The 12,761-nt window shown below is 63.6% G+C and carries 11 protein-coding genes; 4 read left to right on the top strand and 7 right to left on the bottom strand.

Features of this window, described 5'->3' with window-relative positions:
* Positions 1–37: 37 nt before the first annotated feature.
* Complete coding sequence (ppc, locus tag PVA39_RS16285) at positions 38–2,674, bottom strand: phosphoenolpyruvate carboxylase (protein WP_274124929.1); 2,637 nt, start codon at positions 2,672–2,674, stop codon at positions 38–40.
* Positions 2,675–2,839: 165 nt separating this feature from the next.
* On the opposite strand from ppc, the gene PVA39_RS16290 reads away from it, so the two are divergent.
* The 3 genes from PVA39_RS16290 (at position 2,840) to PVA39_RS16300 (ending at position 4,692) form a co-directional block, all read left to right on the top strand.
* A complete protein-coding gene (locus PVA39_RS16290) occupies positions 2,840–3,184 on the top strand; it encodes a pilin assembly protein (RefSeq protein WP_093506130.1) in 345 nt (114 codons plus the stop codon).
* Positions 3,185–3,421: 237 nt separating this feature from the next.
* Positions 3,422–3,859, top strand: a complete 438-nt coding sequence (locus PVA39_RS16295) for a DUF4398 domain-containing protein (protein WP_093506133.1) — start codon at positions 3,422–3,424, stop codon at positions 3,857–3,859.
* A 47-nt stretch (positions 3,860–3,906) separates the two neighbouring features.
* Entirely contained in the window at positions 3,907–4,692 is a 786-nt protein-coding gene (locus tag PVA39_RS16300) for an OmpA family protein (protein ID WP_093506135.1), read from the top strand.
* Positions 4,693–4,777: 85 nt separating this feature from the next.
* Here the strand turns inward: PVA39_RS16300 and PVA39_RS16305 are convergent, their stop codons facing one another.
* From PVA39_RS16305 to prfB, 5 genes are all read right to left on the bottom strand, one after another.
* Positions 4,778–5,077 (bottom strand): hypothetical protein, encoded by a 300-nt coding sequence (locus tag PVA39_RS16305; protein ID WP_274124930.1) that lies wholly within the window; start codon positions 5,075–5,077, stop codon positions 4,778–4,780.
* Between the two features lie 91 nt (positions 5,078–5,168).
* Positions 5,169–6,464, bottom strand: coding sequence for a flavohemoglobin expression-modulating QEGLA motif protein (locus tag PVA39_RS16310; RefSeq protein WP_093506139.1), 1,296 nt, complete (start codon positions 6,462–6,464; stop codon positions 5,169–5,171).
* Between the two features lie 25 nt (positions 6,465–6,489).
* The gene (locus tag PVA39_RS16315) at positions 6,490–7,041 is read right to left on the bottom strand and encodes a hypothetical protein (protein ID WP_093506141.1); all 552 of its coding nucleotides are present in this window, start codon (positions 7,039–7,041) and stop codon (positions 6,490–6,492) included.
* Positions 7,042–7,183: 142 nt separating this feature from the next.
* Positions 7,184–8,686: a lysine--tRNA ligase gene (lysS, locus tag PVA39_RS16320; protein ID WP_274124931.1), complete on the bottom strand. Its 1,503-nt coding sequence runs from the start codon at positions 8,684–8,686 to the stop codon at positions 7,184–7,186.
* A gap of 94 nt (positions 8,687–8,780) precedes the next feature.
* A protein-coding gene (gene prfB / locus PVA39_RS16325) for a peptide chain release factor 2 (RefSeq protein WP_143103616.1) occupies positions 8,781–9,876 on the bottom strand; the annotation gives its coding sequence in 2 pieces (ribosomal slippage) (positions 8,781–9,803 and positions 9,805–9,876; 1,095 coding nt in all).
* Between the two features lie 160 nt (positions 9,877–10,036).
* Here prfB and PVA39_RS16330 point away from each other — a divergent pair.
* A complete protein-coding gene (locus PVA39_RS16330; RefSeq protein WP_274124932.1) occupies positions 10,037–11,686 on the top strand; it encodes a sensor domain-containing diguanylate cyclase in 1,650 nt (549 codons plus the stop codon).
* A 1-nt stretch (position 11,687) separates the two neighbouring features.
* Here PVA39_RS16330 and PVA39_RS16335 read toward each other — a convergent pair whose 3' ends face one another.
* Positions 11,688–12,719, bottom strand: coding sequence for a diguanylate cyclase (locus tag PVA39_RS16335; protein ID WP_093506147.1), 1,032 nt, complete (start codon positions 12,717–12,719; stop codon positions 11,688–11,690).
* Between the last annotated feature and the right edge of the window lie 42 nt (positions 12,720–12,761).

Raw genomic sequence — 12,761 nt, forward strand, 5'->3', positions numbered from 1 at the left:
CACGATCATTCATCAATGCAGCGCGCTCGATAGCGCCTCAACCTGTGTTGCGCAGCCCTGCCGCGATACCCGCCACACTGACCAGCAACGCCTGTTCCAGAGCGCTTCCGGGCTCCTGTTCACGCTGCCGTGATCGGGCCAGCAGCTCGGCCTGCAGCAGGTGCAGCGGGTCGAGATAAGTGTTGCGCACGGTAATGAACTCCAGGGTTTCGGGACTGTGTACCAAGAGCTGCGATTGGCCGGTCAGCCCCAGCACCACCTCGCTGGCCTGCGACAATAGGTCGCGTAAATGCGCACCCAAAGGTTGCAGTTCAGGCGTCACCAGGCGCTCGTCATACAGCCGGGCGATCGACTCGTCGGCCTTGGCCAGCACCATCTCCAGCATGTCGATGCGCGTGCGGAAGAACGGCCAGTGTTCGCGCATTTCGCGCAGCAACTCGCCCTCGCCACGCTCCAGCGCATTGCGCAAAGCGGCCTCCCAGCCGAGCCAAGCGGGCAGCATCAGGCGGGTCTGGGTCCAGGCGAAAATCCACGGGATGGCGCGCAGGCTTTCCACCCCACCCTCGCGACGCTTCGCTGGCCGGCTGCCCAAGGGCAGACGGCCAAGCTCCTGCTCGGGCGTGGCCTGGCGGAAGTACTCGACGAATTGCGGATGCTCGCGCACCACGCCGCGGTAGGTGGCCACGCCATCGGCGGCCAGCTTGTCCATCTGCGCGCGCCAACTCTTATGCGGCACCGGTGGCGGCAGCAAGGTGGCTTCCAGCACAGCGGCCAGGTAGAGGTTGAGGTTCTGCTCGGCGATATCCGGCATGCCGAACTTGAAGCGGATCATCTCGCCCTGCTCGGTAGTGCGGAAGCGCCCATTAACCGAACCCGGCGGCTGCGACAGGATCGCCTCGTGGGCCGGGCCGCCGCCGCGCCCCACGGTGCCGCCGCGACCATGGAACAGCAGCAGCTCGACCTCATGCTCGCGGCAGATGCGCACCAGGCTTTCCTGGGCGCGGTACTGCGCCCAGGCGGCTGCAGTGGTGCCGGCGTCCTTGGCGGAATCCGAATAGCCGATCATCACTTCCTGCGGGCCCTGCAGGCCGGCGCGATAGTCCGGCAGGCCGAGCAATCGCTCGATGGCCACAGCAGCGTTGTCCAGGTCCGCCAGGGTTTCGAACAGCGGCGCCACGCGCATCGGGCGGCGCAGCCCGGCTTCCTTGAGCAGCAGCTGCACCGCGAGCACGTCCGAGGCAGCGCCCGCCATGGAGATTACATAGGAGCCCAGCGAGGCCGCCGGCGCAGCCGCCACTTCGCGACAGGTAGCGAGCACTTCGGCCGTGTCGGCGCTGGGCTTGAAATCGGCCGGCAGCAAGGGCCGGCGACCGCTCAGTTCATCCTGCAGGAATGCCAGCCGCTGTTCTTCGTCCCAGCTGTCATAGCGGCCCAGGCCCAGGTACTCGGTGATCTCGGCCATGGCAGATGCATGACGGGTGGCGTCCTGGCGCACGTCGAGGCGCACCAGGAACAGCCCGAAGGTACCGACGCGACGCAGGAAATCCAGCAGCGGGCCATCGGCGATCACCCCCATGCCGCAGTCATGCAGGGAGCGATAGCAGAGCAGCAAGGGCTCGCGCAGCTCGGCGTTATCGTGCAGCACCTGCGCTGGCGGATTGACCGACCCGGCCAGGGATTCGTGGGCCCAGGTTCGGGTGGCACGCAGCCGCTCGCGCAGTTGCTTGAGTACGGCACGATAGGGCTCGGCACTGTCACCTGCGCGGGCGCGCAGCTCGTCGTTGGCGCGCTGCATGGACAGCTCGGCGGCCAGGTTGTCGATGTCGCGCAGGTACAGGTCGGCGGCCATCCAGCGCGCCAGCAGCAGCACCTCGCGGGTAATCTTGGCAGTGACATTGGGGTTGCCGTCACGATCACCGCCCATCCACGAGGCGAAGCGAATCGGAGCGGCGTCCAGCGGCAGGCGTTGCCCGGTTTCCCGCTGCAGCGCCTGGTCGGCCTTGCGCATCACGGTCGGCAGCGCGTACCACAGGGAATTTTCGATCACCGCGAAACCCCACTTGGCCTCGTCCACCGGGGTTGGCCGCACGCGGCGAATCTCTTCGGTGTGCCAGGCTTCGGCGATCAGCCGTTGCAGGCGGCTGGCGATGGCCTCGCGTTCGGCGCCCGACAGGTCGCTGTGATCCTGCTCGGCGAGCTGCGCGGATATGGCGTCGTACTTCTGAATCAGCGTGCGCCGCGACACCTCGGTGGGATGTGCGGTAAGCACCAGCTCGATATCCAGCTCGGCGACCTGTCGGGCCAGGGCTGCGGGCTCATGACCGTTGGCCCGTAGGCGCTGCAGCAACTCGTCGAACACGCGGTTTTCGAAGGGTTGCGCTTCGCCAGTGCCACGGCGGCGCACGCGGTGGTACTGCTCGGCGATATTGGCCAGGTTGAGAAACTGGTTGAAGGCGCGGGCCACCGGCAACAGCTCGTCATCATGCAGCCCGTCGAGAGTTTCGCTGAGCTGCCGTGCGCCGTCAGCCGAGCCCTGGCGCGCGGCCTTGGCGCCCTTGCGAATGCGCTCGATCTTGTCGAGAAACGCTTCGCCGTGCTGATCGCGGATGGTGGTGCCGAGCAGCTCACCGAGTTGGTGAACATCCTCGCGTAGACGTGCATCGATTTGCGTCATACCAGTCTCCCATCGCCTCTGCGTGAGCCCTCAGATTGCCCAGCTGCGAGGCGCCTGACAAGCCAGGCCATGAGCAAAGCCGCATCCGGCCCGCGCAACGAGCTGCAACCGGAACGCCACCGGAGCACTCGGGTCTGTAGGAAACAACCCTGCCCCGAGGTCTCTATGAAGATTCGCCAGCTCGTCCAGCAATGGGAACAGAACGCCACCGGCCAGTTGACCAGCGCGCCTTACCAAGTGCACCTGGACGTGGAGGCCGCCGCCCGCCTGGCGGCGCTGCACCACATGTACCCCAAACGTCGCCCCGAAGAATTGCTCGCCGAACTGCTGAGCGCCGCGCTGGAAGACCTGGAAGCCAGCATGCCCTACGTGCAGGGCAGCCAGGTGGTGGCCACCGACGAGGAAGGCAATCCGGTCTATGAAGACATTGGGCCAACGCCGCGCTTTCTCGAACTGGCCCGCCACTACCGCCAGGAGCTCGACGCGGGGCAACCGCCCTCGCCAACCTGATCACTTGGTCAGATGCGTGCAGGCCAGCACCCACGGGGCCTGCGCAGCTCTGAATGGCAACTCTCTGGTGGCACTCTGCAGTTTTTTGCTGAACGTTTCGCTAGGCGGCCAACTCACACAACTATGCCGATGCGACCACTGGTCGCCGGAGAAAAACTTACTCAGCAGCCCTACGCTCCTGAGCTCCGCCCGGCAGGTAACCATCGTGGAACCGACTGTTTTGCCAGTTATTTACCAATGGAGTTGCACACCATGACCACTAAAACTGCCCCAAATGCTCGTACCCAACTGGCCAGCTGGAAGGTCGCTGCGCTGGCCATTGGCAGCAGCCTGCTGCTGGCTGGCTGCGCGGGCAACCCGCCCAGCGAGCAGATGGCCGTGACCAAGTCCGCCGTCAATGAAGCCGTCAGCTCCGGCGGCACCGAGTTCGCCGCAGTAGAAACCAAATCCGCTCAGGACAAGCTCAAGCAGGCCGAGCTGGAAATGGTCGAAAAGAACTACGAAGAAGCCAAGCGGCTGGCTGAGCAGGCCGAGTGGGACGCCCGCGTAGCGACCCGTAAGACCCAGGCTGCCAAGGCGGACAAGGCGCTCAAGGATGCTCAGCAGGGTATCGAAGAGCTGCGTCAGGAAGGCATGCGTGGCGCCGAGCAGATGCGCCCTCAGGGTCAGCAGTAATAACGCCCCGCTACCGCTTTCGCCAATTCATAGAAGGATGAACGACCATGCGTAATCAAGTGATGATTCCTGCCCTGCTGGCCCTGAGCGTCGGCCTGGCTGCTTGCGCCTCCAAGCCCAACGTCAACCTGGAGCAGGCGCGCAGCAGCTACTCCAGCCTGCAGACCAACCCGGAGTCGGTCAAAGTAGCCGCTCTGGAAACCAAGGACGCCGGCGAAGCCCTGGAGCGTGCAGAGAAGGCGTACCGCGAGAAAGAAGACGAGAAGCGTGTAGACCAGCTGTCCTACCTGGCCAACAAGCGCATCGAGCTTGCCGAACAGACCATCGCTCTGCGCACCACCGAGCAGAACCTGGAGCAGACCGGCGCCCAACGTGCCCAGGCGCGTCTGGAAGCCCGCGATGCGCAGATCAAGCAGCTGCAGGACAGCCTGAACGCCAAGCAGACCGAGCGCGGCACCCTGGTGACCTTTGGTGACGTACTGTTCGATCTGGATCGCTCCGAGCTCAAGCCGGGCGGCATGCACAACATCACCAAGCTCGCCCAGTTCCTGCAGGAAAACCCGGATCGCAAGGTGATCGTCGAAGGCTACACCGACAGCACCGGTTCGGCTCAGTACAACCAGAGCCTGTCCGAGCGCCGCGCCAACTCCGTTCGCGCCGCGCTGATCAGCCAGGGTGTCGGCCCAGAGCGCATCGTCGCTCAGGGTTATGGCAAGGAATACCCGGTTGCCAGCAACAGCGACTCGGCCGGCCGCGCCATGAATCGTCGTGTGGAAGTGACTATTTCCAACGACAACAAGCCGGTCGCCCCACGCTCGAGCATGAGCAACTAAGGTTCTGGCGTGCCTGAGGGAGTCTGCTCCGCAAGGCTGCAGACTTCCTTGAATGACAAACCCCGCTCAGGCGGGGTTTGTCGTTTCAGGGGTTGCAGCGCACCGCGCGCTTGGCGTCATCCACCAGTACGCCGCTGAGGCCCTTCTGCTGTAGATCGAACAGTACCAGCACGCCATCGATGCACTGCGCCACCTGGTCGGCGGGCTTCAGGCTGACCCGGTAATCCTCGCCGGGAATGGTCTTGAGCATGGTGAATTCGGCCAGCAGCAAGGCGTCTTCAGGCTTGGAGAAATGCAGGTAGCCGTAATAACCGAGCACCGCCACGGTGCCGGCGACGCTGCCGATGGCAGTGAGAATCAGAGGAATGGGGTTGGGCGCTGTCATACCGGCATCATCTCGGTGCAGGCTGCCCGGTCAGGCAGCTCGGAAAAGTGGGGATCTGCCGCGCCGCATCGCCACCGACCCGAGCCGGTGCTCAGAGGATATTGGCGTAGTCGGCTTCGATCCGATCCAGACTCAGGTGATTGAGGAAGTTGGAAAAGCACATCCAGGCCGACAGCGAGTTGAGGTCGCGAAACTGCTGCGGTAGGTACTTGGGTGGGCTCACCAGGCCTTCATCGACCAGCTGGCGTAGCGTACGCATATCTTCGAGCGTGGTCTTGCCACAGAACAATAAAGGGATCTGTTCCAGCTTTCCTTTGCGCACCGCGAGCTGGATATAGTTGTAGATCATGATGAAACCCTTCAGATAAGAAAGGTCCTTGGTAAAGGGCAGACCGTCCGGCGCCGAGCCGCGGAAGGCACGGCTGGCGTTGCTGTAGCTGTCTTCCAGGCTGAAACCCTGCTCGCGGTAGAAATCGCAGACCTGCACGAAGTCGGCGCCCTGCTCGGCCATGTGAATGGCGCGGGTACGGTTAGTCAGCTTGCGTAGGCGGCTGGGGTAGGAGGCGAAGGCGATCACTTCCATGAGAATCGCCAGGCCTTCCTGGGTGACAGTCGACGAGGGTGGCCCCTTGGCCAGAAAGGTGCAGATCGGCTGGTTCTGGCCATTCAGCGTGGTCGCCACGTGCACCAGCCCTTCGTGTACTTCCAGTGCCTTGACGTCACGCTCGTTGAACATGGCGTCAGTGCGGATCTTGATGTAGTCGGCGCCGGCCGCGGCGTCGGCCAGAATGCCGTCGGACTCGAACACGCGGATAGTGTTCTCGCTTTCGCCGAATACCAGGTTCAGGCGGCTCTGCAGCAGGGCCACGGCTTCCTTGGCGCCCAGGGTCTTGGGCTCATCCTTGAGGTCACCGCGGCTGTCGATGTTGTTCAGGTAGTCGGAAAACATCAGCCCCAGATCCGCCAGGGTCGGGTCACCGGCGTGGAAGGCGTCGGACGCAGCGCCGTACAGCTCCTGGGAAATCAGCCCGAAATCCGAGGTGCCGCGCGCTTCCAGCATGCGAATCACCATGCGGTACTCGCGGCACATGCGGCGCATGATCTGCCCGACCGGGTTGAACTGACCGAGCTGGCGGGTGATGTCGCGCTCGATGTTCTGGAATTCCAGCTTCTTGGCGGCCGGGTCAAAGGGCAGCGGACGGCTGTCGTAGTAGCTACGGTCGATGGCCGGCAGCTCGCGGCCCTTGTGCTTGAGAAAGGTCTGGCGAACGGAATCGTCCCATTTCACCGCATCGAGCACGCGGATTGGCGTCTGCGCCTCGACAATGCGGTCGGACAGCGCGCGCACCGCCAGTTGGTAGCCGTCGAGTGCTAGGTGGCTGTTCATGGCAATCCTCTTTGCTTTGAAAGTGTCAGGGCACGCTGCGCTGGTAGCGCGCCACTTCGACGAACAGGTCGGAGTTGGCAGGATCGTTCAGGTAGGCGAATACCTTGTCCAGTTTGCTGGTGACCAGCACGCCCTGGCCCTGGGGCATCTGTACGTCGTTGCCGGCCAGCTCGCCCGTGGCGATGGCCTGGCGAATACGCTCAACATCCAGATTGAAAAGCACCAGCTCGCCGGTCTGTGTCAGTTCGAAGCCGCCGATGGCGTAGTTGGCGCCCATGCGCTTGGGCAGGCCCGCAGACAGGTACCAGCGCCGCCCGTGGTGGGCCACGGTGAAACTGTAGCTCTGCACGCTGGGCACGTTATCCGGGTTGTCGACGTAGGTGTCGGCCTTGTACAGGTTGGAGCCGGCACGGGTAATGTCCAGGTAACGCAGCTCGCCCCACTCGTCCACCCGCGACCACACGCCGAGCAGCGGAATCGGCGCCGCCTCGTTGGCCGGAATCGGCTCCCTGAAGGTCACCAGGCAGCCGCTCAAGAGCAGCAACGACAGCACCACCAATGCGCGACAGGCTTTCATCATGCTCTCCTTGAGACAGGCGTGTGGCCGGCAACGGCCTGATAGTCCAACCCTGCTGCGCACTGCGTCAAGCGCGCTATCTCAAGGATAGGCGCAGAATCGCGGGCAATAAAAAGCCGCCCTGAGGCGGCTCGTTGAACGCTTAGAGTTCCGGACGCATATGCGGGAACAGGATCACGTCACGAATCGACGGCGAATTGGTCAGCAACATCACCAGACGGTCGATGCCGATGCCCTCGCCCGCAGTCGGCGGCATGCCGTACTCAAGGGCGCGTACGAAGTCCGCGTCGAAGTGCATGGCTTCGTCGTCACCAGCGTCCTTGTCGGCCACCTGCTGCATGAAGCGCGCGGCCTGGTCTTCAGCGTCGTTGAGCTCGGAGTAGGCATTGGCGATCTCGCGGCCACCGATGAACAGCTCGAAGCGATCGGTGACGCTCGGATCGTCGTCGCTGCGACGGGCCAGCGGCGAAACTTCGAACGGGTAACGGGTGATGAAGTGCGGCTGCTCCAGCTTGTGCTCGACCAGCTCCTCGAAAATCATCACCTGCAGCTTGCCCAGGCCTTCGAAGCCGAGCACCTTGGCGCCGGCTTTCTTGGCGATGGCGCGAGCCTTGTCCAGATCCTGCAAGTCAGCGGCAGTGATTTCCGGGTTGTACTTGAGGATCGAGTCGAATACTGAAAGGCGCACGAACGGCTCGCCGAAGTGGAACACCTTGTCGCCGTAGGGCACGTCGGTGCTACCGAGAATGGTCTGGGCCAGCTCGCGGAACAGCTCCTCGGTCAGGTCCATGTTGTCTTCGTAGTCGGCGTAGGCCTGGTAGAACTCGAGCATGGTGAACTCGGGGTTGTGCCGGGTCGAAACGCCTTCGTTACGGAAGTTGCGGTTGATCTCAAAGACCTTTTCGAAGCCACCAACCACCAGACGCTTGAGGTACAGCTCCGGCGCAATGCGCAGGAACATGGCCATGTCCAGGGCATTGTGGTGAGTTTCGAACGGCTTGGCCGCGGCTCCCCCGGGAATGGTCTGCAGCATCGGCGTTTCCACTTCCAGGAAGTTGCGCTCGGCCAGGAAACGACGGATGTGGGCGATGACCTGGGAGCGTACGCGGAAGGTGTCGCGTACTTCTTCGTTGACGATCAGGTCGACGTAGCGCTGGCGGTAGCGCTGCTCGGTATCGGTCAGGCCGTGGTGCTTGTCCGGCAGCGGGCGCAGCGACTTGGTCAGCAGGCGCACGCTGGTCATCTCGACGTACAGGTCGCCCTTGCCGGAACGGGCCAGGGTGCCTTCGGCGGCGATGATGTCCCCCATGTCCCAGGTCTTTACCTGAGCCAGGGTTTCTTCGGGCAGGGTCTTGCGGTTGACGTAGACCTGGATACGCCCGCTCATGTCCTGGATGACCATGAACGCGCCACGGTTGAGCATGATGCGCCCGGCGACCTTGACTGGAATGCCAGCCGCTTCCAGCTCTTCCTTGGTCTTGTCCACGTACTGTTTCTGCAGGTCGGCGCAGAGGTTGTCGCGGCGGAAGTCGTTCGGGAAGGCACTGCCCTGCTCACGGATGGCAGCAAGCTTTTCCTTGCGCTGGGCAATCAGCTTGTTTTCTTCCTGTTGCAGTTCGTGCTGGTCGGGCTGTTGGTCGCTCATGGTCGTCTGTCTGCCTGGCGTCTAATCACTAATCGATGGGGAATCCGCAGGGCGCCGCCGCTCACGGGCAGCGGCCCCGGCATGGGGTGCGGGCTTAAAGACCCTGTTTGAGGCTGGCTTCGAGGTAACCGTCGAGGTCGCCGTCGAGCACCTTCTGGCAATCGCTACGCTCGACGCCGGTACGCAGATCCTTGATGCGCGAATCGTCGAGCACATAGGAGCGGATCTGGTGGCCCCAGCCGATATCCGACTTGCTGTCTTCCAGCGCCTGGGAGGCGGCGTTGCGTTTCTGCATCTCCAGCTCGTACAACTTGGCCCGCAGCATCTTCATGGCGGTATCCTTGTTGGCGTGCTGGGAACGTTCGTTCTGACAGGCCACCACGGTGTTGGTCGGCACGTGGGTGATACGTACCGCCGAGTCAGTGGTGTTGACGTGCTGACCACCAGCGCCGGAGGAGCGGTAGGTGTCGATGCGCAGGTCGGCCGGGTTGATTTCGATCTCCACCTTGTCGTCGATCTCGGGCGAGACGAACACCGCCGAAAACGAGGTGTGGCGACGGGCGCCGGAGTCGAACGGGCTCTTGCGTACCAGACGGTGCACGCCGATCTCGGTACGCAACCAGCCGAAGGCGTACTCGCCCTTGATGTGCACGGTGGCGCCCTTGATACCGGCGACCTCCCCCTCGGACAGCTCGACGATCTCGGCATTGAAGCCGCGCTTGTCGGCCCAGCGCAAGTACATGCGCAGCAGGATGTTGGCCCAGTCCTGGGCCTCGGTACCACCGGAACCGGCCTGGATATCCAGGTAGCAATTGTTGGGGTCCATCTCGTGGCTGAACATGCGGCGGAATTCGAGCTTCTCGAGAATTTCGCGCAGGCGCTCGATTTCAGCGGCGACGTCGTCGACGGCGCCCTGATCGTTCTCTTCTACAGCCATGTCCAGCAGGTCGCGAGAGTCGGCCAGGCTGCCGGTCAGGTCGTCGATGGTTTCGACGATCTGCGCCAGGGTGGAGCGCTCACGGCCCAGGCTCTGGGCATATTCGGGCTTGTTCCAGACGTTCGGGTCTTCGAGTTCGCGGTTTACTTCGACGAGACGATCATGCTTGTGATCGTAGTCAAAGATACCCCCGAATAGTCTGGGTGCGCTCGGACAGGTCCTTGATGCTGTTCAGGATCGGGTTGATTTCCATGGCTGGCGGCACTCGCAGGTAAAACTTCGGAAAAGCCGCGGAGTATACCCGACTCAGGCTATTCTGGCAGCACGCCAGGCGGTGATCGGCCACCTGCGCACTAACGGCCCTTCTATACTCGACGGGCAGCCCGCCATCGAGCCAAGGATCTCCAGCCCCAATGCTCCGCACCCAAAGCCTGCGTAGCCACTATGCCCTACTCACCGTGGCACTGGTCTGCCTGCTTAGCCTGCTGCTCGGCGGCCTGATCAGCCGGGATTCCAGCCAGCGCATCCGCGCAGAAATCGGCCGCGACCTGGCCGAAGTCTCCTACACCATGGTCGATCGCCTGGATCGCGACATGCAGAGCCGCGCCAGCATGCTACAGGTGATCGGCAGCCTCAGCGCCCTGCGCCACGCGGGCGACAGCCGCGAAGTACGCCGCCTGCTCGACGAGCTGCAGGGCAAGTTCCCGAGCATCGCCTGGATCGGTTTCACCGATGCCCAGGGCAAGGTACGGGCTTCCAGCGACGGCATTCTTGAAGGCGCCAGCATCGCCCAGCGGCCGGTATTTCTCGAAGGCAGCAAGGAACTGTTCATCGGCGACGTGCACGAGGCAGTGCTGCTGGCCAAGCTGCTGCCCAACCCTACCGGCGAGGCGATGAAGTTCGTCGACATCAGCCTGCCGGTGCGCGATGACGCTGGCCACCTGGTCGGTGTGCTGGCCTCGCATCTGTCATGGTCTTGGGCCGACGAGGTACGCGAGGCGATCCTCAAGCCCATCGAGGAAACCCGCCAGGTGGAATTCTTCGTGATCGGCCGCGATCGCACCATCCTGCTTGGTCCCCGCGAGCTGGTCGGACAGAAACTGCATCTGCCGATGATGCAGAACCTGTCGGCCCGGCAGAGCGACTGGGCCGTTCAGCAATGGCCCGACGGCAAGCAATACCTCACCGGCCTGACAGCCAGCCAGGGCTACCTCGACTATCCGGGCCTGGGCTGGATGGTGGTGGCCCGTCAGGATCTTGAGCTGGCCGATGCGCCGGTACGGGCCATGCACCTGATCATTCTCGCCTGGAGCGTGGTGCTGGCCCTGCTGTTCGCCGCCTGCGGCTGGCTGCTGGCCAGCTACGTGACCCGCCCGCTGCGCACCATTGCCCGCGCTGCCGACCGCCTGGCCAGTGGCGAAATCACCGTGATCCCGGAAATCGGTAGTCCTCGCGAGATCGCCCGGCTCAGCCATTCCATCCGCCACCTGGTGGAAAGCCTCACCCATCAGCACGCCGAACTCGATGCGCTGGAAAACCGTGCCCACCATGATCCGCTGACCGGCCTGCCAAATCGCGCCGCGCTGGCGCGCTTTCTACCCCGGGCGCAGCAACGTAATCAGAGCGCCCAGGACGGCCTGGCGGTGCTCTATCTGGATCTCGACGGTTTCAAGCCGGTCAACGACCGCTATGGGCACGGCGCAGGGGATCAGGTGCTACGCGAGGCGGCCTCACGGATGCGTGGCTGCCTGCGCGGCGGCGACTTGGTGGTGCGCCTGGGCGGCGACGAGTTTCTGATGATCCTGCAGGTGGCTGCCGATGACGCCGCCAACCAGGCCCGGCAGATCGCCGAGCGCACGCTCCAGGCCCTGGCGGCGCCGATACATTGGGAAAGCCAGCAATTGCTGATCGGCTGCAGCATCGGCGGCGCGCTCTGGCCACAGCACGATGCGGATCTCGAAAAGGTGATGGAGATGGCCGATCAGGCCCTGTACCGCGCCAAGCAGACCGGCCGCGGCCGCGTCATGCTGCACGGCGAAGCGCCGGCGGACGAGCCGCAGTGACTCAGGACAATGCGCTGGTGTCGTTGACCAGACCGACCTGATCGCGGCCAGCCTGCTTGGCCATGTATAAGCCCTGGTCGGCAAGGTTGACCAGTTGCAGCGACGTCTGACCGACCCGCGGCACCAGGGTGGCGACGCCGATGCTGGCGGTCAGCACCGAGTCCGGCTCTGGTTTGTGGTGGGGGATGCCGAGGTCGGTCACCGCGCGGCGTACCTTTTCGGCCAGAAGTCGCGCACCGCCAGCTGAAGTGCCGGGCAACACCATGGCGAACTCCTCGCCGCCGTAGCGTGCAGCCAGATCGGTAGAGCGGCTACAGCTACCGCGTAGCGCGGCTGCTACACGGCGCAGGGCATCGTCACCGGCCACATGACCGAAATGATCATTGAAGCTCTTGAAGAAGTCGACGTCGATCATCAGCAGCGACAGCGCAGTCTGCTCGCGGGTCGCACGGCGCCATTCCATCTCCAGGTACTCATCGAAATGGCGACGATTGGACAGCCCGGTCAGGCCGTCGGAGTTCATCAGCCGCTGCAGCACCAGGTTGGTTTCCAGCAGTTGCTGCTGGCTTTCACGCAATGCGCGGTAGGCTTCGTCGCGCTGCAGAAGGGCCATGTAAGAGCGCGAGTGATAGCGAATACGAGCCACCATCTCGATGGTATCAGGCAGCTTGACCAGGTAATCGTTGGCGCCGGCGGCGAATGCCGAGCTCTTTACCGTGGCATCGTCCTTGGTCGACAGCACGATGATCGGCACATCGCGCAACGCCGGGCGCGCACGGTATTCGCCGAGCAGGGTAATGCCGTCGACACCGGGCATCACCAGATCCTGCAGAATCACCGTCGGGCGCAGCTGCTCGGCCACGGCGATGGCCTGAGTCGGGTCGGAGCAATAGTGGAAATCGATGCCCTCCTCGCCCAGCAGCTCACGACGAACCGCCTCCCCGATCATCGCTTGGTCATCGACCAGCAACACCATGACCGCGCCGTCCTTGCGTGAGCCGAATTCTTCCATGGATTGGGGTGGGACTTGCATGTTGGTCTCCGGACCGGTTGAAGGCAGGCCTCTGGTGAGTGG

Source organism: Pseudomonas sp. CNPSo 3701 (assembly GCF_028674975.1).
In the GTDB taxonomy this organism is placed as follows: domain Bacteria; phylum Pseudomonadota; class Gammaproteobacteria; order Pseudomonadales; family Pseudomonadaceae; genus Aquipseudomonas; species Aquipseudomonas straminea.